Annotated in this window: 27 protein-coding genes and 1 tRNA gene; 20 read left to right on the top strand and 8 right to left on the bottom strand. The window is 65.4% G+C overall.

Annotated elements, in window-relative coordinates:
* The first annotated feature begins 5 nt into the window (after nt 1-5).
* The 10 genes from ASF20_RS04850 to ASF20_RS23825 all read left to right on the top strand — a co-directional run bounded on the left by ASF20_RS04850 (nt 6) and on the right by ASF20_RS23825 (nt 12203).
* The gene (locus ASF20_RS04850; protein ID WP_200927187.1) at nt 6-203 is read left to right on the top strand and encodes a hypothetical protein; all 198 of its coding nucleotides are present in this window, start codon (nt 6-8) and stop codon (nt 201-203) included.
* Nucleotides 193-3690: a phage tail length tape measure family protein gene (locus ASF20_RS04845; RefSeq protein WP_056271492.1), complete on the top strand. Its 3498-nt coding sequence runs from the start codon at nt 193-195 to the stop codon at nt 3688-3690. The genes ASF20_RS04850 and ASF20_RS04845 overlap by 11 nt, the downstream gene beginning before the upstream one ends.
* Nucleotides 3687-4115 (top strand): hypothetical protein, encoded by a 429-nt coding sequence (locus ASF20_RS04840; protein WP_210166843.1) that lies wholly within the window; start codon nt 3687-3689, stop codon nt 4113-4115. The genes ASF20_RS04845 and ASF20_RS04840 overlap by 4 nt, the downstream gene beginning before the upstream one ends.
* Nucleotides 4115-4630: a DUF1833 family protein gene (locus ASF20_RS04835; protein WP_056271486.1), complete on the top strand. Its 516-nt coding sequence runs from the start codon at nt 4115-4117 to the stop codon at nt 4628-4630. Before ASF20_RS04840 ends, ASF20_RS04835 begins: the two co-directional genes overlap by 1 nt.
* A gap of 128 nt (nt 4631-4758) precedes the next feature.
* Entirely contained in the window at nt 4759-5535 is a 777-nt protein-coding gene (locus tag ASF20_RS23830) for a hypothetical protein (RefSeq protein WP_156647962.1), read from the top strand.
* Nucleotides 5536-5539: 4 nt separating this feature from the next.
* Nucleotides 5540-5971, top strand: coding sequence for an NlpC/P60 family protein (locus ASF20_RS04830; RefSeq protein ID WP_056271483.1), 432 nt, complete (start codon nt 5540-5542; stop codon nt 5969-5971).
* Nucleotides 5961-8900 (top strand): hypothetical protein, encoded by a 2940-nt coding sequence (locus ASF20_RS04825; RefSeq protein WP_056271480.1) that lies wholly within the window; start codon nt 5961-5963, stop codon nt 8898-8900. The genes ASF20_RS04830 and ASF20_RS04825 overlap by 11 nt, the downstream gene beginning before the upstream one ends.
* Nucleotides 8901-8979: 79 nt before the next feature.
* Nucleotides 8980-11199: a hypothetical protein gene (locus ASF20_RS04820; RefSeq protein ID WP_056271477.1), complete on the top strand. Its 2220-nt coding sequence runs from the start codon at nt 8980-8982 to the stop codon at nt 11197-11199.
* Between the two features lie 26 nt (nt 11200-11225).
* Entirely contained in the window at nt 11226-12035 is an 810-nt protein-coding gene (locus ASF20_RS04815) for a hypothetical protein (protein WP_056271474.1), read from the top strand.
* A gap of 24 nt (nt 12036-12059) precedes the next feature.
* Nucleotides 12060-12203, top strand: a complete 144-nt coding sequence (locus tag ASF20_RS23825) for a hypothetical protein (protein ID WP_156647961.1) — start codon at nt 12060-12062, stop codon at nt 12201-12203.
* A 34-nt stretch (nt 12204-12237) separates the two neighbouring features.
* On the opposite strand, the gene ASF20_RS23820 is transcribed toward ASF20_RS23825, so the two are convergent.
* Complete coding sequence (locus ASF20_RS23820; RefSeq protein ID WP_156647960.1) at nt 12238-12405, bottom strand: hypothetical protein; 168 nt, start codon at nt 12403-12405, stop codon at nt 12238-12240.
* A 76-nt stretch (nt 12406-12481) separates the two neighbouring features.
* Here ASF20_RS23820 and ASF20_RS04810 point away from each other — a divergent pair, with 76 nt between their 5' ends.
* From ASF20_RS04810 to ASF20_RS04775, 8 genes are all read left to right on the top strand, one after another.
* Entirely contained in the window at nt 12482-13204 is a 723-nt protein-coding gene (locus tag ASF20_RS04810; RefSeq protein ID WP_082501168.1) for a glycoside hydrolase family 108 protein, read from the top strand.
* Nucleotides 13205-13329: 125 nt separating this feature from the next.
* Complete coding sequence (locus ASF20_RS04805; RefSeq protein ID WP_056271472.1) at nt 13330-13860, top strand: 3TM-type holin; 531 nt, start codon at nt 13330-13332, stop codon at nt 13858-13860.
* Nucleotides 13861-13898: 38 nt separating this feature from the next.
* Nucleotides 13899-14333, top strand: coding sequence for a hypothetical protein (locus tag ASF20_RS04800; RefSeq protein ID WP_244476328.1), 435 nt, complete (start codon nt 13899-13901; stop codon nt 14331-14333).
* Nucleotides 14323-14766 (top strand): hypothetical protein, encoded by a 444-nt coding sequence (locus tag ASF20_RS04795; RefSeq protein WP_056271466.1) that lies wholly within the window; start codon nt 14323-14325, stop codon nt 14764-14766. The genes ASF20_RS04800 and ASF20_RS04795 overlap by 11 nt, the downstream gene beginning before the upstream one ends.
* Before the next feature lie 248 nt (nt 14767-15014).
* Entirely contained in the window at nt 15015-15257 is a 243-nt protein-coding gene (locus ASF20_RS23815; RefSeq protein WP_156647959.1) for a hypothetical protein, read from the top strand.
* Nucleotides 15258-15823: 566 nt separating this feature from the next.
* Nucleotides 15824-16069: a hypothetical protein gene (locus ASF20_RS04785; RefSeq protein WP_056271460.1), complete on the top strand. Its 246-nt coding sequence runs from the start codon at nt 15824-15826 to the stop codon at nt 16067-16069.
* Between the two features lie 796 nt (nt 16070-16865).
* Nucleotides 16866-17195 carry a DUF4258 domain-containing protein gene (locus ASF20_RS04780; RefSeq protein ID WP_056271457.1) on the top strand — a complete coding sequence of 110 codons (330 nt, stop codon included), beginning with the start codon at nt 16866-16868 and terminating at the stop codon, nt 17193-17195.
* A gap of 69 nt (nt 17196-17264) precedes the next feature.
* Nucleotides 17265-17711, top strand: a complete 447-nt coding sequence (locus tag ASF20_RS04775; protein ID WP_056271453.1) for a helix-turn-helix domain-containing protein — start codon at nt 17265-17267, stop codon at nt 17709-17711.
* A gap of 269 nt (nt 17712-17980) precedes the next feature.
* Here the strand turns inward: ASF20_RS04775 and ASF20_RS04770 are convergent, their stop codons facing one another.
* The 5 genes from ASF20_RS04770 to ASF20_RS04760 form a co-directional block, all read right to left on the bottom strand.
* Nucleotides 17981-18307: a hypothetical protein gene (locus ASF20_RS04770; RefSeq protein WP_056271450.1), complete on the bottom strand. Its 327-nt coding sequence runs from the start codon at nt 18305-18307 to the stop codon at nt 17981-17983.
* Between the two features lie 97 nt (nt 18308-18404).
* Nucleotides 18405-18980 carry a class I SAM-dependent methyltransferase gene (locus ASF20_RS23085; protein ID WP_082501167.1) on the bottom strand — a complete coding sequence of 192 codons (576 nt, stop codon included), beginning with the start codon at nt 18978-18980 and terminating at the stop codon, nt 18405-18407.
* Nucleotides 18981-19103: 123 nt separating this feature from the next.
* Nucleotides 19104-19295: a hypothetical protein gene (locus tag ASF20_RS23810; protein WP_156647958.1), complete on the bottom strand. Its 192-nt coding sequence runs from the start codon at nt 19293-19295 to the stop codon at nt 19104-19106.
* Complete coding sequence (locus tag ASF20_RS04765; RefSeq protein WP_056271447.1) at nt 19292-19555, bottom strand: hypothetical protein; 264 nt, start codon at nt 19553-19555, stop codon at nt 19292-19294. The genes ASF20_RS23810 and ASF20_RS04765 overlap by 4 nt, the downstream gene beginning before the upstream one ends.
* Nucleotides 19556-19585: 30 nt before the next feature.
* Nucleotides 19586-19966: a hypothetical protein gene (locus ASF20_RS04760; protein ID WP_056271444.1), complete on the bottom strand. Its 381-nt coding sequence runs from the start codon at nt 19964-19966 to the stop codon at nt 19586-19588.
* Nucleotides 19967-20190: 224 nt separating this feature from the next.
* Between ASF20_RS04760 and ASF20_RS04755 the strand changes: the two genes are divergently transcribed.
* Both ASF20_RS04755 and ASF20_RS04750 read left to right on the top strand, forming a co-directional pair.
* Nucleotides 20191-20267, top strand: a tRNA-Pro gene (locus ASF20_RS04755).
* A gap of 38 nt (nt 20268-20305) precedes the next feature.
* Nucleotides 20306-20617: an ETC complex I subunit gene (locus ASF20_RS04750; protein WP_056271785.1), complete on the top strand. Its 312-nt coding sequence runs from the start codon at nt 20306-20308 to the stop codon at nt 20615-20617.
* Nucleotides 20618-20931: 314 nt separating this feature from the next.
* On the opposite strand, the gene ASF20_RS04745 is transcribed toward ASF20_RS04750, so the two are convergent.
* Nucleotides 20932-22503: a SpoVR family protein gene (locus tag ASF20_RS04745; RefSeq protein ID WP_056271441.1), complete on the bottom strand. Its 1572-nt coding sequence runs from the start codon at nt 22501-22503 to the stop codon at nt 20932-20934.
* 155 nt (nt 22504-22658) lie between these two features.
* Nucleotides 22659-23960, bottom strand: coding sequence for a YeaH/YhbH family protein (locus ASF20_RS04740; RefSeq protein WP_056271438.1), 1302 nt, complete (start codon nt 23958-23960; stop codon nt 22659-22661).
* Between the last annotated feature and the right edge of the window lie 93 nt (nt 23961-24053).

Here is a 24053-nt window from a genome sequence, read left to right as displayed (position 1 = left end):
GTCTGGTGACCTGGGCTGTGATCGAGCGCTGCGGCGGACAGGTCCGCGCCGGCATGGGTACGCCCTACGCCCTCGACTTTACCGCCGTGCTTATGCTCGCCGACGCCATGGGTGCCAGCACCACCCTGCTCGCTGACGTGCTTCCGTCCATTGAGGCGGTGATCGTCAAGTCCTACCAGGAGGAGAGCGAGAATGCCGACTAGCATCGCGATCCGCCTCGGCGTCGAGGGTGGGGCCGAGGTCAAGCGCGTCCTGCAGGATGCGGGCGCCGCAGGCCAGGCGGCCTTTCAGGGCGTGGGTGCAGCCGCCGACGCATCTGGTGCCGCTGCAGACCGCCAGACCGCGCGCTACCAGAAGATGGCACAGGCCGCACGCGAAGCTGAGGCGCAGGCGCGGGCGCAGGCGAACATCAACAGCCTGCTAGGTGTCAGCCCGGCAGCGGCAGGCGCCGCGCGCGCTTCTGCCAGCGTCTTCGAGACCCAGGCAGACGCTGCAGAGGATGCCGCGCGCCGCGTCGGCAACGCACAGCGCAGCATGGCAGCCGGCTTCCAGGCTCTTCAGGCTCAGGGGAGCGCGCAGCTCTCTGCGATCCAGGCGCAGGCCAACTCGCGGGCGGCGAACCTTGAGGCCAGCCGACGGCTCGGCTCGATCGGACAGATGCCGGCCCTTGCCCCTGCGGCGAACGAGAACGGCCGCCTGCGCCAGGATCAAGCGCAGAACCTGCTCTACCAGGGCGGCGACATCGTCGCTCAGCTCGGCAGCGGCAGCCCGCTGAGCATGATCGCCCTGCAGCAGGGCCCGCAGATCGCGCAGGTGTTCGCCGGCTCTGGAGGGGCTTCGATCAAGGGCGCTGCGATCCAGGCGAGCGAGGCTGTGGGCAGCTTCGTCAGCCGTATCGGCGTGGCTGGCGCGGCCTTCGGCATCGTGACCACCGCAGCCGTCACTGGCGCGGCCGCGATGCTGTCCTATCAGAACTCGATGCGCGAGACGGAGCGCCTGGTGTCGGGTGTCGGCCGCGCCTCTGGCGTCAGCGCAGACCAGATCAACACCTATGCCCGCGCCGCATCCGACGCGACCGGCATCAGCACCCGCGCTGCGCGTGAGGCCGGAGGGCAGCTTGCCGCCACGGGGCGCATCGGCGGGGAAGTGGTCGCCAAGCTGCTCGGCAGCCTGGAAGACTACACCAAGACCAGCGGACAGGCTGTGCCGGACGCGGCCCAGGAGCTTGCGAAGGCCTTCGCCGACCCCAGCAAGGGGGCGGACCTCCTGAACGAGCGCTTGGGCTTCCTTGACGACCGCACGGCTCAGTCGATCCGCACTCTTCAAGCGCAGGGCGACCGCCTCGGCGCGCAGCGCGTACTGTTTGACGCCTACGCAGGCAGCCTGACCAAGGCCGCGGACCTGACGACCGCATGGGGCCGGGCTACCGACACCGCGTTCGGCCCGGTCAAGAACCTCTGGGACTTCATCGGCCAGCAGGCCGACAAGGCATTCAACGGAGGCTCCCTTGAGGAGCGCCTGGAGAACGCGACGGTCCGCCTGCGCAACATTCGCGAGCGGATGGCCGGGCCGGGCGGCAGCTTCGTCAGCCGTCCGCTCGCCACCAGCACGCAGAAAGAGGTCGACGATCTCACGAGGCAGATGGAAGAGCGCACCCGGCGCTCGACCCAGGCCGCAGCTGCACAAAGCTCGCGTGAGCTCGGCGACCTCGTTCGTCAGCTTGATCCTGCTGGTGTGGGACTCAGGGAGATCCAGGACCGGGTCGAGAAGCTGCGTAAGGCGATCTCGGACCCGCTTCGACTCGGCCTCGACCCGATCCTGCTTGCTCAAACTCAGTCCGTCTTCGAGCGGATGAGCGTCGCAGCACGTAATATGCGGGACGACATGGAGCGGTTCGGCGATGCGGCGGTGGCCTCTGCATCCCGGCAGGCCGATCTCCAGAACCGCCTCTCCACGGACCGGGCAAATCCGGTAGATCGGCAGATTGCTGAACGTCGGTTCCAATTCGAGGAGGAGCTTCGCAAGCGGAACATCGACCCATCTGCGACGCGCGAGAGCATCGCCAAGCCCTATAACGACCGGCTCAACGACCCGAACCTTGACCCTCGTGAGCTACAGTCGATCGTGGCAGCGCGGGAAGTCGCGCTTCAAACGATCGTTGAGCGTGAAGGGCTGACGAAAGTCCTGAACACCGAACTGGACACCATGAAGCGGGAGACGGAGACCCGGGCTAGCCGGTCTCAGAACGTCAACTCCTTCATGGAGCGTGTCGTCGGTGTCGAGAGCCGCGGCGACACCAATGCGAGGAACCCTCTTTCGACGGCAACGGGCCTTGGCCAATTCATCGAGAGCACTTGGCTTCGGCTGTTCAAGGATCGCTTCCCAGAGCGCGCGGCGGGCATGTCGCGCGAGGAGATCCTAGCCCGGCGGACTGATCGCGGAGACAGCGTTGAGCTGATCCGCGTACTGACCGAGCAGAACTCTCGCTTCCTGGAAAAAGCCGGTCTCGCGACCACGGACCGCAACCTCTACCTTGCACACTTCGCGGGCGCGCAGGGCGCAGTCGACCTCCTGCGGGCTGACCGTGGCGCGAGCGCCGAGTCTGTTCTTGGTGCGAATGCTGCGCGCTCTAACCCCTCAATCGTCGGTGGGGGCCGGTCTGTCGGCAGCGTAATCGACTGGGCAGACCGCACCATCAACCGCGGAGCACCCGCCATACGCGTGTCCGAGCGTGAAGTAGCCGTTCTGCGCACGCAGACGACCCTCACCGACCAGACCACCGAGGCCGAGTCACGCCGGCAGAAGATCCAGGAGTTGCTGAATGCCGAGATCGAGCGCGGTACGGTGCTCGGCCGTAGCTTCACCACCGCGCAGGATCTGCTCAAAGCTTCGGCCTCGCAGCTGACCCCTGAAATGGCGGCACAGCGGGACGTCATCCTCAAGACCGCCGATGCCTATGGGAAGGCTCAGGCCGGCCTTGAGAACAGCCGCATCGGCCGGGATATCCTGTTCGACCGCGCGCAACTCGACCGCAGTCCGCAGGATCAGTCCGTCGCTTCGCGCCTCCGTGGGACCGGCCTCGGCATGGACTCGGCTGAGGCCGATGCCCTCCGCTTGAACGACAACCTCCGGCAGACGCGGGAGCTCGGCAACACCGTGTTCAGTGGCATGCTCGGCGACCTGCGGCAGGGTGTCAGCGCGGCGACGCTGCTCGGCAACATCACTGGCCGGCTCGCCGACAAGCTGCTCAGCACAGCGTCAGATCGCGTCATCTCCGGCCTCTTCGGCGGCGCAGACAAGGGCGGCGGTGGCTTCCTGTCCAGCCTGGCGGGCCTGTTCGGGTCGGGCGCGCTGCCGAAGTTCGCTGAGGGCGGCGTCAGCTCTGGTCCGTCGATCTTCGGCGAGGCCGGGCCCGAGGCTGCGGTGCCCCTTTCGCGTGGCCGAGCCATCCCGGTTGAGCTGCGCGTGCCCCGCATCCAACCCGTCGCGGCGGCCAACTTCAATCAACCGCCCCCGGTGTTCGCACCGAACATCATCACCCCGCCGGGCTACGTCGCCCAGACGCGCGAGGTCGATGATGGGCGAGGAGGTCGCAAGCCCGAGATCTCGTTCGCTGAGGTCACGGCGCAGGGCATTCGGAGCCCGCAGGGTCAAGCGGCGCTCAACCGGCGCAAGGTCGTCTCTACGTGATCCCTTACTGGCCCTCAGACCTACCGCAGCGGGTGCTCGCCGACAGCTTCAGCGAGGGGCTGGCCGACGGTCGGCTCCGCACCGCCATGGAGACCGGACATGCGAAGTCGCGGCGTCGGTTCTCCTCGGCGCCAAAGCCGGTCGCCGCCGGGTTCAAGGTCAGCCTTGACGAGAAAGCCCGGCTGGAACGCTTCTGGCTCGAGGAGATCGCGGGCGGGTCGCTGCCGTTCCTGATCCCGGACCAGGCGCGCGACGGTGTCGTGCTACTGACCGACGGCGGCCTGCAGCTGCTCGACGATCAGGGCCGCCCGCTCATCAATACCGCCTGGTGGCTGGTGCTGGCCGGCGACAGCCCGCCCGCCTTCACCACGCGCAACCGGGGCATCTCCTACACCGTCACCTTCCCCATGATGGTGATGCCCTGATGCCGAACGTTGTATCCCTCCACGCCCGGCTAGCCGCGAACGAAGACCAGACCGATCAGGTGCCGGTGGTGCTCGTCACGATCAGGCACCCGAGCCTCTCGGCGCCGGCTTACCTGTCGAGCGACCCAACCGTGCGCATCTCGGCTGACCCGCTCGTCTACGGCACCCGTCACCAGGGCATCGTCTACCCCTTCGTGCTGATGGGCGCCGTTCTGCCCGACGACGAAAAGGACAGCCCGCCCAAGACGACGCTCACCCTGGAGAACGTCGACAGCGATATGGCCAAGGCCATCCGCTCCATCACGCCGGGCACCTACGCCACCGTCGACATGACGGTGGTCCTCGCCGGCACGCCCGACATCATCGAGGCGCGCTACACGAACCTGCGCAGCGTCCGCGGATCTTACGACGCCGCGCAGGTCTCGCTCGACATCTCGGCCGAGCCGCTGACCGCTGAGCCCTGGCCGGCCGGGCGGATGACGGTGAGCCGATTCCCGGGGCTGTTCGCCGCTTAGGCTTAGGAAATTTGAGGACGCAATCCGTCTCAAGCGAACAGCGGGGCCCTGATCGATGGTAGGTTGCTGAAGCGCTTCAAACGTGGGGCGCAGGTATTTCCTCAGACAACCTGACCTACGGAATAGAGATGATTGAGCTTGATGGGACGGATTTTTTTCATTGGGGCTCCGACCTTACATCGTTCAGAGCGCTAGACCGGAAAGCTGATCCATCCGTTATTGCTAGCAGGATGCTCAAAATACGCGATTTGACAGAGGCTATTCTGCTAAGTCCACTTGATTTGGATGTAGCAATGGCGGCCGGCAGAAAATTCATCGATACGATTAGCGGAACTTATCAAATATTTGAGAATGCGGCACAGGGTGGTCCAGAAGTTGATAGCTCGGTCTATATCCAAATAGAGACGGCCGCATCTCGATTTATCACAGTTTTGTTGGCCGAGTTGGCTCGCAGCAACACTTATATAGTTCCTGCACGTAAGGGGTACAGCCCGCGCAAGCTTATAAATGAGGGCCTCACGATTTTCCCGGTAGGCATTGAAGACAAAGTGCCTGAAGCAGCGGAAGATTTGAAAGAGGCAACAAAGTGCATGGCTTTTGGTCTGCTAACGGCCGCAGCGTTCCACTTGCATCGGTCTAATGAGGCAATACTTCGTAAATACTACCGAGAGCTTCGTGGAGAAGCTCCTCAGCCAAACGGTCCAAGTATGGGCGCTTACATTGCCGCTATGGAAAAGCACAATATTGGCACGCCTGAGGTAACTTCGTGTCTTAGGGATATCACTAGAATGTATAGAAATCCCGTGGCACATCCAGAGCATTTTGTCGAAAGTATTGACGAACTCAATGCAATATTCGGCCTTGTCGGGAGTGCGATGTTTCGGATGCTTAAGGAGCTTCCCTAATCTCATGTCCGTGTGGTCCGTCCCCTACGTCGGCCTCTCCTGGCAGGAGAAGGGCGACACCCGCGAGGGCGTCTCGTGCTGGGGGCTGGGTGTCCTGATCTACCGCGAGGTCGCCGGCATCGCCCTACCGACCTACGCAGAGGCCTTCGCCACCTCGGCCGAGCGTGCCGAGATCGCCGCCATCATCGACGGTGCGACGAGCGCCTGGCCCTGGAACCTCGTCGTGCCCGGCCAGGAACGCGACCTCGACGTGGCGGTCTTCCGCCGCGCCGGGCTGGACACGCATGTGGGCCTCATCTGCGGGCGCGGTCGCATGCTCCACATCACCCACGATCAGGAGAGCGCCATCATCGACTATCGCACCGGCCGCTGGGCGCATCGGCTGGCGGGCGTCTACCGGCACGCGGACCTGATGGAGCGCCGGCTTGGGCTCTGACATCGGCGTCCTGGCGCTCCCCCACCTCGATCCGTCGTTCGGGCGCATCGAGACGCGGGCGCTGCCGGGCTCGACCATCTCCGACATGATCGCCGCAACACTGCCGAAGGTCACGGGCGCGGACCGGGCGCGTCTGCGCGTCACCATCGGCGAGCACGTCATCCTGCCGGGCCTCTGGCGTGCCGTTCGGCCGAAGGCGGGGACCCAGGTCGTCATCCGCGTCGTGCCGGGCGACGACATCCTGCGCAACGTGCTCACCATCGCGGTGACCGTCGGTGCCCTGGCCCTCGGCCAGTTCTATGCCCCGGCGCTCGCCGGCTCGCTCCTCGGCGTCGGCGGCTCGGTCTCGGGTGGCCTAACCTCGGCTCTCTCGGCCGCCATCACGGGCTCGGCCCTGATCGCCGGGACGCTGCTCATCAATGCGCTAATCCCGACCCGGACGAACGGGAAGGACGCGCCGACCTATGCCATCCAGGGCCTGCGGAATCAGGCAACCCCCGACGGTGTCGTGCCCTCCGTCCTCGGCTTCCACCGCTACGCGCCGCCCTATGCCGCGCTGCCCTTCACTGAGGCCGTGGGTGACGACCGCTACGTCACGGCCGCGTTCTGCTTCGGGTACGGGCCGCTCGCCATCCGCAACGTCCGGATCGGCGAGACGCCCATCGAGAAGTTCAGCGACGTGCAGATGGAGCTGCGCGAGGGGCGGCCTGACGATGCCCGTCTGGCCCTATACCCGACGCAGGTGGTCGAGGTGCCTCTCTCGGTGGAGCTCAAGGCGGCCTCGCCCACCGGTGGCCCGCAATCGCGCTTCACCGCGCCGGACGCTGCGTCCTGCTCCATCGATCTTAGCTTCCCGGGTGGGCTCGGCGGCTTCAAAAAGGACGGCAGCAAGGTCAGCGTCACGGTCGACATCACGATCCGCTTCCGTCGGGTCGGGAACACGGCCTGGGACTTCACGTCGAAGCTCAGTGTCACCGCCAAGCAGTCCGGCAAGCCGCTGACGCGCACCTTCCCGCTGACCTTCCCGGCCCGTGGCCGCTACGAGATTGAGCTGACCCGGACCACCGTCGACTACGACGACATCGACCAGACGAAAAAGGACATCCAGCGCACGGGCCGCTCGGCCTGGTCGGCGCTGCGCTCGTTCCGGCCCGAGTACCCGATCAACTTCGGCCAGCCCCTGGCGCTGGCCGCGGTGCGGATCCGCGCCTCGGGCCAGCTGAACGGCACGCTCGACGAGTTCAACGCCGACCTGTTCTGCATCTGCCCGGACTGGGACGTGGCTTCCAGCACCTGGATCACGCGCGAGACGCAGAACCCGGCCTCGCTATTCCGGCATGTGCTCACCGGCCCAGCGATGCGCTACCCCTTCACACTGGAAGAGATCGGCGAGCTTGAGGACTGGCACGCGTTCTGTGCCGCCAAGGGCCTGACCTACAATCGGATCCACGACTACGAGGCCTCGGTGCTCGATGTGCTCTCGGACGTGGCGGCCGCCGGTCGGGCCAGCCCGCATGACAGCGGCGAGCGCTGGGGCGTGGTCATCGACAGGATCCTCGACACCGTCACCGCGCACATCAGCCCGCGCAACTCCTGGGGCTTCCAGGGCGAGCGGCCGTTCTCCAAGTTCCCCGATGCCTTCCGGGTGTCGTTCCTCGACGAGACCAACGGCTACGCCAAGGCCGACCGCATCGTGCCGTTCCCGGGCTTCTCCGGCGATCCGAAAGTGGTCGAGAAGCTGGACCTGCCTGGGCACACCAACCCCGATATGGTCTGGAAGGAGACCCGGCGCCGGCAGTACGAGCTCGTCTACCGGCCCGACACCTACACGGCCAATCAGGACTTCGAGGCGCTGGTGGTCACCCGTGGCGACCGGGTGCAGCTGAGTCACGACGTGCTCGACCGAACCATGGTCGCGGCTCGGGTGAAGACCGTCATCGGCGCCAGCGTCTACCTCGACGAGATGGTGACCTTCGAACCCGGCTTGGCCTACGCCTGTCGCTTCCGGCGCTCGGATGGTGCCAGCCTCGTGCGTGCTGTCAGCGGCTATGGTGAGACGCAGGTCGTGACCCTCAAGGGCGCCGGTGACATGCCCGAGGTCGGCAATCTCGCGTTCTTCGGCCCAGGCTCGGAAGAGTCCTTCGCCTGCACGGTCAAGGGCGTCGAGGCTATGGAGAACTTCACCGCCCGCCTGACGCTTGTCGACCACGCGCCGGAAATTGAGCAGCGGGTCGATGCCGAGGTTCCGCCGCCCTGGAGTGGGCGGTCAGGATCGGAGGCGCAGGCGAACACCGCTGCACCTGTCGCGCCGGTCATCACAGGCGTCGCTTCGGGCCGCGAGGCGGCCAGCGTCGCCACGGATGCCGTGCCATATCCCGTGGTGGTGTCGCTCCAGCCGAACCCGGCCGGCACCGTCGCGATCGTCACCTACGAGGTGCAGAGCCGGATCGGCGGGACGACGGCCTTCACTTCGACGACGGCCGAAGCCGGCAGTGGCGCGGTGCTCCTGCCGGGCTATGCGAAGGGCGACGACATCGAGTTCAAGGCGCGCGGGATCTCAGGCCTCGGCACCAAGGGCGAGTTCACGGCCCTGATGACCCACGTGGTGGCTTCGACTGACCCAATCGGGCCCATCGCACCGGAAGGCCTCGCAGCCGAGGCGCAGGCCGGCGGCGCGCGGGCGACCTGGACCAGCAGCGCGAGCCCCAACAACGCGACCTCGCAGGTCTACGTGGCCGAAGGCACTTCAGCGGCGTTCTCTACCGCCAGCCCCTATGGCGACCCGGTTGCGAGCGGCCCGAACGTCCCGCTCGTCCTCGACCTGACACTCGACCCGGGCCCCTACAGCATCTTCGTCGTGGCCCTGGATAACGATGCGCCGCCCGTCGCTTCCATCCCGCGCGGCCCGGTGAACGTCACCGTCCTCTGACGCTCGGCCCTCGGGCCTTCCAGAACCATCCGATTCGACAGGGCCGCGCGAGCGCCCTCTCCAGTGCTGGGAAACGCTCATGGTCGAGAACGGCATCCGCACGCCAAACCTACCGCTCGGGCCGATCATCGAGGTGATCGGGCACGCCGACGCCGGTGGCGGTGCGCGCGTTCTTCAGCGACAGAGCATAGAGGACTTCGTCCAGTACCTGCTCGGCCTCGCCGGGTTGGATCCGAGCGTCGTTGCGGGGTTGTCGCAGCGCCTCACGGACGAAATCGAGAGGGCGATAGAAGCCGAGGGCGCACTTGGCACGCGCCTGGACGGTTTCGTGGCCGCTTTGGCTGCAGTGAACGCGGCCCTCGGTCAGCTTCCCATCTTCGCCGAGGACCAGAGCTTCGAGCGCGCCGCTCAGTACGGGCTGCACGAGGGCTTCGGTCCGGTCATGGTCGATGCGGACTACCGCGTCATCTACCTGCGCCGCGGCCGTCACTGGGAGTTCGGCGTCAACCTGCAGGTGCCCGGGGCTCGCGCCGAAGACCCGAGCGACCACGCCCTGAATGCGGGCCTCGCCCAGGCCATCACTGATGCTGAGGGGCGCCTGATCGAGAGCGTCCAGGCGGGGGTGAAGCGCTTCGCGCGGCCTGTGGCCTTCGATGCCGGGGCGATCCTGCCCGAGAGCGACTACGAGGCTCTGGCGCTGCCGGACACGTCCGGGCAGTCGCAGATCTGGGTCGAACGCCGCTCGACGGGCCAGCGCACTCCTGTGTCCTCGCCTGGGTCGAACAACACCGGCCCGCGCATCACCACGGACGGGGCCGTGCTCTGGACATCGGATCGCGCCCCCGGCCTGCGGGGAGCCGCGCCCGGCAACCGCTTCTGGAGCCGCCTCGACGCGCCGGCCGAGCACCCCGTGCTGCCGTTCCCCAGCCATTCGGCCTGGGGCGATTCCATGACCTGGGCCGGCTACACACCGGGCCTCGCCACGCTGCTCGCGCGCCCGGTCTACAACTTCGGGATCCCGGGCACGACGAGCGTATCGGTGGCGGCCCGCCAGGGCGGCGGGCAGAAGAGCTACATGCCCGTGACCGGCATCATCCCGGCCGCGGCGACGGCGGTGACGCTGACCCCGGCGGCAGCGGGCCCGGCCGAGAAGATCGACAACTCGGCGTTCAGCCTCACCGGCACCCTGGCTGGCGTGCCCGGCACCTTCACCTGGAACGGCACGGGGGCGAGCTTCACCCGGGCCGCGGCCGGCACGGCGGTGGCGGTCGGCTACGCGACGCCCTTCGTGGTCGACCCGAAGACGACCATCGAAGGCACCTCGGTGCCCGACCATCCCGACCTGATCAACCACTTCTGGGCCGGGCGGAACAACCCGGTGTTGTCGCAGGTGCTGGCGGACCTGCGCGCCATGGTGGCGTCGATCACCTCGCGTTCGAAACGCTTCACGGTCAGCCCGATCTTCAACTCAACGGCCGAGCCGATCGGGTCGGCCGGCTACAACAACATCATCGCCATCAACCGGGCGATCGAGGCCGAGTGGCCCAACAATTACCTGCGCCTCGACGGTGTCGACCTGCGCGAGTTCGTGGTCGCCAGCTTCCAGGGAAACAGCAGCCAGGATGTAGCGGATCACGCACAGGACCTGACCCCGACATCCCTGCGCATCACCAACGATGCGCTGCACATGAACGAGGCCGGCAACGCCATCATCGCGAAGTTCTACGCCAACTTCATCGCGCGGAAAGGCTGGCTCGACCTCATCCCGCCCGGCAACGTGATCCCCAACGTCGGCGACATGACCGACGCGGCCTGGACCAGGCAGCTGGTGACCCTGGCGGCTGCCGCCGGCGTCCGGGCGCCGGACGGCTACGGCACGCCGACTCTCATCTCCGAGACCTCGGCGACCGGCAATCACTTCATCGTCCGTGCCGCACCCGCGGTTGCCGCCGGATCGAAGCAGCGCTTCGCCGTTCTCCTGAAAGCGGCCGGCCGCAGCCGCTGCACGCTCGCGCTCAACACGCCCTCGGCCAGCGGTCAGGCGATCCTGGGCGGCGTCAACCTCGCGGCCGGCACCATCGGCGGCACCACAGGCACCAACGGCACCACGGTGGTGTCGAGCGGCATCATCGACTGCGGCAACGGCTGGTTCTTGGTCTTCATCACCGCCACACGCACCAGCGGCACCGACTACAGCCTCGTCATCACGCTCGCCGACGACACCGGGGCGACCTCCTACGCGGGCGATACCACCAAGGGCCTCCTCGCCTGGGGCGCCTCGCTCTCGCCCGTCGCCTGACACCTTCCTTCCCGAAAGGCTGATCCATGACCGGACCCATCCAGGTCTTGACGCAGGCGCGCCTGGGCGCCGGCGACATCCTGCACTTCGACCCCTCGGCCTGGCAGGGGCGGACGGCCGCGATCATCGACGTGCCCAGCGCCTACGGGGCACCGGCGACGCCGGTCGTGGCGCAGACGCCGATGAAGAACCTGATCCGAGGCGGGACGCCCGCGCAGGCCAAGCGTGCCTTCCAGATCGACGGCGGGGGCCTGCACTTCTTCGGGCAGAACACCTACGGCGTCGAGCTGCCCCTCGAGTTCCTGCGTACCTCGAACAACTTCCTGCTGACGTTCTGGACGAAGCTCTACGGCGGTGGGGCGCAGGGCATCAACAACGCCATCGTCAACATCAGCAACACCATCACCGGTCAGCGGCACTTCCTCATCAACGCCGTGGCCAACGCCAGCAACGTCGCCACCGACGCCGCGGCCCAGTTCCCCGGCGTGCAGCAGAGCATCTGGGCCGCAGGCGGTGCCAACCTGTTCGATAGCTTCAACGTCCACCAGCACGCCTACGAGTACCAGACGAGCGCGGACGGCTCGCAGGCCCGGTTCCTGTTCTACCTCGACGGCCAGCTGCGTCTGACCACCCCGTGGGTCACGAAGGTCGCCTTCGACATCCTCGGTCCGGCTGAGCGCGGCTACATCGGCGACAATCAGACCTTCACCGCCACCTTCAACGGGCTGTTCTACCGAGCCCGCTACGACGAGGTCTCGGGCTCGGGCCTGGGCCAAGCCATCGTCACGCGCGACTGGACCATGAACCAGCAGCGTCTGCGCGCCTTCAACGGCTGATCCTCGACAATCCGGAGACCACCCATGGCTCGCGCCCTGCTCGCCGCCGCGCTCCTCTGCGCGCTGGCCTCTCCAGCCATGGCCGCCCGGCACCGCACGGTCTGCGTGGCTGTGACGATCGAACTGATCCCGTCCCTCGTCTGCGCTCGGCCGGCCCGGCGGCGCTGATCCACCGGCCTACCGGGATCGAAGTGTGGAGAGGTCAGATCAGCAGCTTGGCGAGCCACACCGCGAGCCAGATCAGGCCGGCGCCAAGCATCCCCGCCCAAACGACCGTGAGCGCTAGGGCAAAAACGATGCCCCAGATGGCGAAGCGTCCGCGCCGCGCCACCGCCGCGTCCTCAGTAAGCGGCCCCGGATCGTCCTGCATTCGGTGACCGCCCACCCGGCGCCTCGGGCGAGGTGCTCAAAGTCGAACATTCACTTCCGACAACCTGGAGTCACCTATGGCTGCGGACAACTTCTCGCGAGCGTTCCCGCTTACCCTTAAGCATGAAGGTGGTTGGGTCGATCATCCGGCCGATCCAGGCGGTGCCACCAATCTCGGCGTCACCATCGGCACACTGTCCTCGTGGCTCGGTCGCCCGGCGAGCAAGGCCGAGGTAAAGGCGCTCACCCGCGAGTCGGTCGCTCCGATCTACCGGAAGAACTACTGGGACGCGATCCGCGGCGACGAACTTCCGGCCGGGCTCGACTATGCCGTCTTCGACTTCGCGGTGAACTCGGGTCCAAAGCGCGCCGCCATGGCGCTTCAGCGCGCCGTGGGCGTGGCCGACGACGGCGTGATCGGCTCCATCACCCTGGCCAACGTCGCCAACCGCCCGGTGGATTCGACCATCGAACACATCATGGCCGACCGCATGACCTTTCTGCGGCAGCTGTCGACCTGGCCTACCTTCGGCAAGGGCTGGACGGCCCGGTGCGACGGCGTGCTGCGTGAGGCACTGAATATGGCCGCCTCGGCGCCTCTGCCCGTGCCGCCGGTCACCGTCGCGCCGATCCCCGTTCCCGCCGGCCCGCTCGTGGCTCCTGCGCCGCGCAACAGCGGCGTCATCCTCGCTCCCGCGCCGCGCGCCGACGCCCCTGCGACCGTTCCGGCGCCGGAACCAGGCTTCTGGGGCGCGCTGGCCGATCGCTTCCGCACGGCATTCCCGCTCAAGAAAGGCTGATCCCATGGAAAGCGCAGTCACGTGGGGCGAGGTGCTGGCCTTTGCCGGCCTGGGCGCCCTCGGCATCGTCGTCATCCTCATCCTGCTCGCTGTTGCGGGCTTCTTCAACGATTGGAGCCACTGACATGGCAAACGGAGCAGGCGGCTTCATCGGCAACATCCTCGGCGGTGCGCTGACAGGCGGTATTGGACCAGCCATCGGCGCTGTGCTGCCCTCGGTGGCGGACACCGCCAAGATCCTCGTTGACCGGCTCGTGCCGGACCCGAATGCTAAGGCCGCAGCTCGGGCAGAACTTGAGCAAGCTTTTGCTGCGCGCGACGTGGCGGCGATCAACGCCACCATGGAGGTGGCCAAGGCGCAGACGACGGTCAACCTCGCCGAGGCGACCGGGAACGACCGGTTCTCGGCCCGCTGGCGTCCCTCGGTCGGTTGGATCTGCGCCGGCGGCTTCGGCTATCAGTTCGTGCTCGCCCCGATCCTGACTTGGACGACCAACCTCGTCGGAGTGGCCATCGGCGCTGCGATCCCACCGGCACCGACGCTGTCGATCAACGACCTCATGGTGGTGCTGACCGGCATCCTGGGTCTTGGCGTCCAGCGCACCTACGAGCGGACGACGGGCGTGCCGGGGGCGCTGCCTGGCGTCGTGAAGTAGGGGGCGTCACTATGCACCCGATCCACAACCCGACCGCCATGAACAAGACGCGGTCCACCGAGTGGATGCTCGCCTGCATGCTCCTGGTCTGGGGCTCCAGCATGCTCAGGCCCGAGGCCTACTTCGACATGCCGGTCTACTCGATCATGGGCCAGGTCATGACGGAGTCGCGGTGGGGCATGATGGCGGCCTCTGTGGCCATCCTCAGGATGGTCGGGCTGGCGATCAACGGATGGTGGCGCAGGACGCCGGTGATCCGCTTCGTCGGCGCGCTCTCTGGCGGCCTGTGCTGGCTCGCCATCGGCTTCCTGATGCTGGTCGGCTCCTACGCCCTGAATGTCCGGCTGCCGGCCGGCTACGGCTGGTACTGGGTCTGCTTCGGCTTCGAGGGCTGGTGCGTCCTCGCAACCGGCTACGATATGTTCAAGAACGGTTCCCTCTCCGCCGGAGCTGCGCCGCGCAATGTCGCCTGAAGACGTGAAGCAGTGGGTCGACATCCTGAGCACGCTCTTGGCCGCTGGTGGCGGCGGGGGCATCATCCTGGCGGTCATCGGCTACATGCGGGCCAAGCTGGAGAAGCCGCATATCGAGCGCCCGACGGTGGGCGGGGGTGGGCTGGCCCAGATCGCCGGCATGGTCATGGGCCAGAGCGACCTGAAGGACATCATCGATGCCCTACGAGGGGTCTCGGCATCGCATGATCGCTGCACGCTGATGCGTGAGGCCGAGATGGCCTTCCGGAAAAAGGAGGCCGAGGAGCACCGCGAGCATGAACGGCGCCTGCTCGAGGAGCGGCGTCAGCACGAGAAGCGCCTCGCCGAGGACCGCCACCAGGAGCACCGCGAGATGGTCGAGGCGATCCAGGGACTGACGCGGGGCACGCGAGACATCCGCTGCGCGGGTTGATCTCTCAAATGTGAGATCCATTCGCTGCTTGACCTGCGGGGCACCCATCTCTGCCTAACCCGCCCAGCGAGAGCTGTCGCGGATTTCTTGTAGCTACTTTCAGGCGACGAAACGGTAATCCCGCTCCACGTCAAAGAGACGCCATTCTAATCACGGAAGCTTGAGCATATGGGCCCAGGCGCCCTTGAACTCTCGCGTGCTCCGATTGGTATTTCAGGTACCACGGCCAGCAGCAACCTGGAGAATGGATGGAATATGCCAAGCCGCCCGCGTTGCGGGCCGACGACAAGCCGACGCGGGCGTACCGTGCGATCACACGCCATACCGACGGCCGAATTATTCACGTCCGAGATTTTACGGCTGGCAGCGATGCTGAAGCGATCCTGATCGTCACTTCTAGAGGCAGTGATATCCGAACTGATCTCTGGAGCGACGAAGGTCTCGTCCGGCAGTTTGGTATGCAGGCACGATATCGGAGATTCCACCATTAGCGCATTGGGGGGCACGCAGCGGCATCGTTCTGTATGATGACCGTAATTGGTTTATTTTGCAGGCGAACCAGTGAACCTGCACGGTTTTGCCGCTTTATCATATGTCAAAACCAGCGGGAAAACGGATGCCGCGATACTTTTTGGACGTCGGCCAAACCCAGGGCTCGACCTCAGACGACGCGGGCACCGTTCTGCCAAACGAGGCGGCTGGACGCTGCTTAGCGCTCGATACCTTGGCGCAGATCGCGACCCGTTCCATCCAAGGGAATGACCAGCAAAGCTGGTTTGCGTCGGTCCGCGATGACCAGGGGAACACCCTGTATCGAGCGAAGCTCACCCTTAGTGGCCGATGGGAGGATGAAGGCCGTTAAGGGGGGGCGGAACAACCTGCCATCAGCCACGCTTCTCGCGGTATCGCATGGTGGGAAGTGACCCAAACTTAGCCCGCCCGGAGCAATCCGAGGCGGGTTTTTCGTTGCAGATTAGATGGCGCCGCAATTAGGAGGGCTGAACAAAACGTCGCATCAGGCATTCCTGAGTCATCTGAAGCGATCCGGAGAAGGCAGATGCCGCGGTACTTCGTTGACGTTGCAGCAGGACAATACGTCGTAACGGACGAGGAGGGCACTGTTCTTCCGGACCTGCAGGCGGGTCGCTGCCTGGCCGTCCGTGCGCTGTACGAGGTGGCCGGGGAGTGCGGATTGAAGTGCGATGATCGCACCTTCACCGCTGTCGTACGGGACGAGGCGGGCGAGACAGCCTACCGCGCGTGCGTGACGCTTACGGAGCAAACGACGAGTGGCTTCTACTGAACGGCGGAGCAGGCGGAAAGGCGGCCGAGTTGAGACCCCGTGAAGGACTCGGCCGCCACCGACCCGGACGATGAATGGGGGGACTGTCGGATCGGCGCGGCTGATCTAGCGCAGCTCCTCGCTTGGACAACCGGATCCCCTTCAGCTGGCGCAATGCGAAGTGAGTTTCCGTGCCCGGTCATCCCGCTGTTGCACGGATCCTGCAAGCGACGCGGCGAGCCGCCAGAATGGTTTTGGCCGGCATGTCCTTCCCGAGGGCATCTACCTTCACCCGCCCGGCTCCGGCCGCGGCGGGTTTTTCTTTCCCAAGCAGGCAGTGCTAGCGTACGGCATGCAAGCTACCCAGAAGCCTAAGCCACGCCCTGTCGCGCAGTGCACCCGTTGCGGCGACGTCGGCTACACGATGGGCATGATCAACGCCACTCACCGATGCCCCGGACAGAAGCGCCCGGGGGTCTGGGTGAGCATGCTAGGTGAGCATGATTGGGTCGCCTGTCCCGAGTGCAGCGCCTCGGGCTACTTAAGCGGCAAGGCTTGCGGCACGTGCGCGGGAATCGGCTGGAACCCTACTCGGCGCTTCTAGCACCCGCCCGGCTCCGGCAGCAGCAGGATTTTGTGCGGCCGCGCACGGAGCCTGGACTCGTCGGAGCCAAGGGAACAGGGTGCCGGCGCAGTTACCCGGTTGGGTAAGTGGCACCGATGCCACCGCCGCCCCTTGCGACCATCCTACTACCTATTACCTATGGCTAGGAACTTATCATGATGATAAGTGCTTCTGGTGCCAAGGGGAGCACTCATGCCGTTCGACCAGCCCTGGAAGCCTCCGCTGGCTACCAGTGAGATCAGGAAGTTGGCTCGCGATGAGCAGCTTCCAATGACCTACACGATGCACATTCGGGAGCGGCTGGCCGAGCGGGATCTGACAACGGGTGACGTTCTGTACGTCCTAAAACACGGGTTCGTGTACGAAGATCCGGAGCCATCTACGCGTCCTGGGTATTACAAGTACCGGATCGAAAGCCGGTCCCCGAACTCAGGAAGCCGGACCATCCGCGTCGTAGTTATCCCCGATGCAAACAACTGCCAGATGAAACTAGTTACGGTGATGTATGTAGACGAATCGTAAATAATGATGGGGCTTAATGCTCCATATTTGAGGCTCTATGCCTCACTGAGTTATCTATTGAGGAAAACCATGAACGCCTATCGCTACACAGAGAGCGGTCTCACCAACGTCATGATCGAGGGCGCCACCCTCGTGCATGACGATGCCGGCGAGGAGTGCGTCACGATCCCGAATATCAATGGTCTGCACAAGGCCATCGCTCATGGCATCGTGAGCAAGCGCTCGGCCATATCCGGTCCCGAGCTGCGATTCCTCCGTACCGAAATGGGCCTCACTCAGGCTGAGCTCGCTGCAATCGTGCATCGCGAACCCCTGACTGTGAGCCGGTGGGAGCGAAATGAAATCGAGCTCGACAATAACGCCGAGGCACTGATTCGCCTCGAGGCGATCGAAGCCCTCGGCCTGCCCAAAGACGCCGGTGTGCGTGAGCTATCGGGCTGGTGCGTACCCAGCGCTGAGACCGCGCCCATCCGTATCGATGGCTCCGATCCGTCGAACTATAAGATCGCAGCCTAGCTAGCTGCGAGGGGACCAAGGCCCGGCCACCGTCATGGTGTGCCGGGCTTTCCTATTTCTGGCCTCTGCTCCCGCTCCCGGGCCAGAACCCGCATAGCCTTTGCGTAGACGCTCGCTGCTGACCCAGGCACGAAGAAGCCGCTGTCCTTGCGCTGGTCGATTCGGTCTGCGGTGGTGCGGAGGCCGGCCGGGGAGCGATCCGGCTCCTTCTCGACTGCAAGCCGCCCTGGAGCGTCAGAGGGTGCCTTTTCCTTGCGCATGGGTACTCCTCAGCGGGCGAAACCATTCTCGCCTACCCGCCGGCGCTTCCCATCCTTCGTCAGGATCCAGGTCTCGGTCACGCAGGTGATCGCGGGCGGGCCCGCGTCGTAGTCCCAATACCAGAGCGGGTCGGCCTTCGGTCCGCGCTTCAGATCGACCGCCTCGCGCAGGACCAGGCGGAGCCGATACAAGCCCTCGTGCTGCCCCTTCAGCAATTCGTAGACGCGGTCGCTTGACGCGATCCACTGCGCGCTGCCGGACGTCTCTGGGAAGATGCGGGGCGCGTAGTCGTCGGTGGTGATGTCGCGCCAGGGCAGGGCAGCTCCGCTATGCAAAATCTATCCTGAATGTATTTAGGCCGGCATAACGGTGATCACGTTCGTGGATTGAGTGCGCTACTAAATGTTTCTGCGGGTTTGTGAAATAATTACTTCACATCCGCTTCCATCCTGTCATCTCCATATCTGATTTCTCCACGGTAAATTCGTCGAACGCGAATATCTTATCCCACCAATCTGGCGCCTGGACAGTGCGGTGCAAATTTCTGCCGTCTAGATCGACGCTTCCTGCCAGTCTTAAGCTAATATTGCAAAAAACTGTCCCGCCTGGTTTGATCAACCTTCGGAACTCTTTTTCAACGTTTAGGATATCGGCCTCATCAAGGTGCTCCAAGACATCGAAGCAGGTGATGAAGTCAAAAGAGTTATCTTCGTACGGGGCTCTCCCATTCGAGATGACCTTGACTGCATCCATGCCAATTCGAGCATTTCCGGCCGCAACCATTTTCGGGCTGATATCAGCTCCAAATGCTTCCTTCTGAAAGAGATGCGATCTCAGCAACTCAACGGTGAACCCGGCTCCACAGCCATAATCGAGTGATTTTTGCCCAAGCTGCTGTATTCGTTTTTGGTTTTGTAAACAAAGCCGAAAGCCAGGAGAGCCTATAGGGCTTTGATATCCAGTATGATTTGAAAATACTTCGTCATAAATCTGCGAATAGGAAGCCATCGTAAATCAGATCCTCACTTGTGGGCAGCCACTCAGCGACTGGTACTAGCGATTTCGTATCCTCACCAGCCGCACCGCCACGCCTTCTCCGAGCGGGCGAGCAGGATCGCGCTAGGCACGGTCCTACGCATCTCGAAGCAGCTTCCAGCCCGTCATGACCGCATGCCTTACCACGTCATGCCCGGTGCTGATGTGGCCATCGATCCTGTAGGTCCCGGCCTTATCACCTGGGATGGAATCGACGTTTCGGCCGCGCTTTTTAAGGAATGCGGCGGCAGCCAGGATCTCGTCGGGTGTGGGGGCTTGATGGCTCATGGCTTCTCCGGCCGGGCCAGCAGGATCGCGGTGCGCACGGCGGCCCGCTTCAGGTGCTCGGTCGATTCCTTGTTGGCGACGGTCACCTTCGCCCACTCGTGGCTGCTCACAGCCTCGGCGAGGTCGATCCGGTAGCCATCGCCGAACAGGAATGCGGTCGTGCTCGGATCCGCCATGAAGGCGTCGACCGCGGCCTGGACGTCCGCCTCCAGGATCACCTTCGCCTTGTAGAGTTCGCCGGTCGTAGGGTTCTCAGCCATGCCGGCGAGATAGCACAGAGCGAGCCAGCGTCACCGCCCGAACGTCCACAGCGGCACCGCGCCGCCGGGCCGGCCCGGCTTGTCGCGCCGGTAGGTCGTCCGCTCGAACGCGATTCGGTCCGTGTGGACGGCCGACACCTTTTCCCCGCTCAGCACCATGGCGCCGCAGAAGTCGGGCCGAATCGTCCCGGCCTGAGGGTGCACGCCCCAGAGATCCAAGGTCGTCCAGCCGAGCGCCACAGCTTGATCGGCGTATCGGTCGAGGAAGTCGATCGCGGCCTCGTGCATGGCGGTCCAGTTCGTGCCGGTCAGGCCTGGGCAGGGCGAGACGCTGGGGCGAAGGTCGAGGAAGGCCTTGCGCCAGAGAGCAGGATCGGCGGGGACGAGCTTGGGCTTCGGTGAGGCTGACATGGCGTCCGGCGCTGGGGAGGGCCGGACGGGATATGGCCTGAGCCGAGTGGCGCCTATGACGGGCCGGCAACACCTGAGAACGCATCGCGAACCGACTTCGGGACTTTTTCGGGACTGTCGGTCCCGAAGCGTGCCTTTCAGCGCCTTTCGTTGCCCTTATGCCCCCTGCCCCCGGTTGCCATTTGCCCCCCGAAACCGTACGTCCCCTCTACGCGCAAGCGTGTCGGGGTGTAGCGCAGTCTGGTAGCGCATCTGGTTTGGGACCAGAGGGTCGTAGGTTCGAATCCTATCGCCCCGACCATCATTTCCCGCCGAGGCTCCCTGGAGTTGGACGACCCGATGACGAGCGCCCGCATCTACCAGCCCGCGAAGGATCCGACGCAGTCCGGGACGGCGCGGGCGAAGGCCTGGGTGCTGGAATTCGACCAGACCGCGCCGCGCGAGACCGACCCGCTGATGGGGTGGACCGGCTCGTCCGACATGCTGCAGCAGGTCCATCTCGAGTTCGAGACGCGCGAGGACGCCGTGGCCTACGCGACGCGGGCGGGCCTGTCCTACCGGGTCGAGGAGCCGCAGAAGCCGATCCTGCGCAAGGGCCTGTCCTATTCGGACAATTTCAAATTCAATCGCACCGCTCCCTGGACCCACTGAGGCGCTGCCTCCGGCGCGTCAGAGCTGGATCAGGATGGTGACGGCACCGAAGATCAGGACGGAGCCGACCGCGGCGGCGAGTAGGATCAGGGCGGCGCGCGATTCGCGCAGGTCGTCGTTCATCATCGCCGCAGGCTAGCGCGGCTGGGGGCCGCCGCCAATCCTCTCATGAGCCGCGCTGTTGCGTGAGCCGTTAGGCCGCGCCCGCTCTGTCATACCAAATCCTGTCCCCGGGGGCTGGCGGATTTCGGCTTCGCTCGAGCGCCGCGCCGGCTTGCCGATACGGGCGCCGCTTCGCGGAAACGCAGCCCGGATCAGAAGAAGATCGGCCGCGCGCTGGCATGGTGCTCGGCCAGCACCGCGTCGTTGGCCGGATCGATCTCCTTGAGAACCGCGTCGTAGCCCCAGAGATCCGCCAGGTGCTGAAGCACCCGCTTGGCATCGTCCTTCTGCAGGGTGATGCGATTCAGGGCGCGGTGATGCACGATGAGGCGCCGGTCGCCTTCGAGATCGACGTCCACCACCTCGATATCCGGGTCGAGCCACGCCACGTCGTATTGCCGGGCGAAGGAGCGACGCATCTTGCGATAGCCGCGCTCGTCGTGGATCGCCTCGACGTAGAGCTCCGACTCGTCGGGGTCGTCGACCACGTGGAACAGGCGCATGTCGCGCATGAGCTTGGGCGACAGGAACTGCGCGATGAAGCTTTCGTCGCGATAGTTCGCCCAGATGTCGCACAGGGTCGCCATGGCGTCGCCGGTGCCGGCGATCTCGGGGAACCACACGCGATCCTCCTCCGTCGGCTGCTCCACGATGCGGGCGATGTCCTGCATCATGGCGAAGCCGATGGCGTAGGGGTTGTGGCCATTGTAGCCGCGCTCGTTGTAGTTCGGCTGGCGCACGACGTTGGTGTGCGACTGCAGGAACTCCAGGTAGGCCGCCTCGCCGATCAGGCCCTTCTCGGACAGGGCGTTCATGATCCGGTAGTGGCAATAGGTGGCGCAGCCCTCGTTCATCACCTTGGTCTGGCGCTGCGGGTAGAAGTACTGCGCCACGAGGCGGACGATGCGCAGGATCTCCCGCTGCCAGGGCCGGAGTCGGGGGGCCACCTTCTCCAGGAAGTAGAGGATGTTCTCCTGCGGCAGTTCGAGGAGCGCCTTGCGCCGCTCCGCCGCGATGTCGGGACGCCCGGCGGCCGCCTTCTGCGGCAGGGTGCGCCAAAGGTCGTTGTAGATCTGCTCGCCGTGCTCGGCGCGCTCGCGCTCGCGGCGCTGCTCCGAGGCGAGGTCGGGCCGCTTCTTGCGCGGATAGCGGTGGACGCCCTGGCTCATCAGCGCATGGGCGGCGTCGAGCACGGCTTCCACGGCGGCGTGGCCGTGGCGCTCTTCGCACCGTGAGATGAAGCCCTTGGCGAAGTCGAGATAGTCGAGGATGCCTTCTGCGTCGGTCCACTGCTTGAAGAGATAGTTGTTCTTGAAGAAATGGTTATGGCCGAAGGCCGCGTGCGCAATCACCAGCGTCTGCATCGTCGCCGTGTTCTCCTCCATGATGTAGGAGATGCACGGGTCCGAGTTGATGACGATCTCGTAGGCGAGCCCCATCATGCCGCGCCGGTAGCCGGCTTCGTGCTGGGCGAAGTGCTTGCCGAAGGACCAATGCTTGTAGAACAGCGGCATGCCGATCGACGCGTAGGCGTCCAGCATCTGCTCGGCGGTGATGATCTCGATCTGGTTTGGATACCAGGACAGGCCGAGCGCCCGCGCCTCGACCTCGCAGGCATCGTGGATGCGCCGGATCGTGTCGAAGTCCCAATCGTTCCCGGTGAAGAGCGGCTCCTGGCCGCCGGAGTTCCGCTGGGGCGTGGGGCGAATGATGCTGCCGACCATAACTGTCCCCTCTGTGCTTCCGATGGTGGCGCGTCCCCTCCCCCTTGTGGGGAGGAGTTGGGGTGGCTGGGTTGGCCCGTCGACCTCCGAGGCCAAGCGGTGCCACCTCCACCTCCAACGCCCCCCAAAGGGGGGGAGGAGAGCGCCCGTGGGTGCTACGCCTCCGCTTCCGCCCGGGCGTCCTTGCGCCCGAACAACTCGCGGAACACCGGGTAGATGTCGCGACGGTGATTGACCTTGCGCATGGCGATGGCTGCGCCCGTCTTCGCCAGGCCCTCGTAGGTCCGCCACAGGGTGGTGCGATGCTCGACGAAGCCGGCCCGCGGGCCGTTCTCGTCGCCGACCTCCAGATAGGCGAAGTGCTGGCAGGCCGGCAGGATGTGGGCGCGCAGCAGCTCCGTCGAAGTCGGGCCGTCGCTCGACACGTTGTCGCCGTCGGAGGCCTGCGCGGCGTAGATGTTCCAGTCGTTGGGATCGTAGCGCTCGGCGATGACGCGCTTCATCTCCACCAGCGCCGAGGAGACCAGGGTGCCGCCGGTCTCGCGCGACCCGAAGAACGTCTCCTCGTCCACCTCCGTCGCCTTGTCGGTGTGGCGGATGAAGACGATCTCCACGTGCCGGTAGCGCCGGGTCAGGAAGATGTGCAGCAGGATGTAGAAGCGCTTGGCCAGATCCTTCATGTGCTCGGTCATCGAGCCCGAGACGTCCATCAGGCAGAACATCACCGCCTGCGCCACGGGGCGCGGATAGGTCTCGAACCGGCGGTAGCGCAGGTCGAGGGGATCGACGTAAGGGATGCGCTTGGTGCGCTCGCGCAAGCCCGAGAGCGCCAGCAGTAGGTCCGGCAGGTCGGGATCGCTCGACGGCGTCGCGGCGATGCGGGCCTCCAGGGCGGCGATCTCGTCGGGTTTCGGCCGCTTGAGGGCGATGCGCCGCGACATGGAATTGCGCAGGGTGCGCGTCAGGGCGAGGTTGGCGGGCGAGCCCGAGATCGTATAGCCGGCCCGGCGAAGCCCTTCGGTCTCCACCACCGAGAGCCGGCGCTTGGCGAGATCGGGCAATTCGAGGTCTTCGAGGAAGAGCTCGAGAAACTCCTCGCGGGTCAGGACGAAGCGGAAGGCGTCCTCGCTGTTCTCCGAGCCCTCGCCGCCCTCCCCCGAGCCCTTGCCGCCGCCGCCCGACGGAGGGCGCTCGATCCGGTCGCCCTCCACGTAGGTCTTGTTGCCGGGCAGGATGTGGTCGTGCAAGCCGGTGCCGGACTGGCGGGCGAAGCGCGGCTCGCGAACCCCATCGACCGGCACCGAGACCCGGCCGTCCTTGCCGAGATCCTTGATGTCCTTTTCCCGCGCGGATTCCCGCACGGCCCGCTGGGCCACGTCCTTCACGCGGCGCAGGAAGCGTTGGCGATTGGCGAGGCTCTTGCCCCCGGGATTCAGACGGCGGTCGACGATGTGCATCCGATGTGTGTGCCTTCGCCCTCGAGACCAATGTGGGATCGGCGAAGCGGGGCGACCACCCGTGGCGGCCGCCCCGTCACCGTGCGGACAAGG

The organism is Methylobacterium sp. Leaf88 (assembly GCF_001422795.1).
Taxonomy (GTDB): Bacteria; Pseudomonadota; Alphaproteobacteria; order Rhizobiales; family Beijerinckiaceae; genus Methylobacterium.
This window is presented reverse-complemented; position numbering and strand designations above follow the sequence as displayed.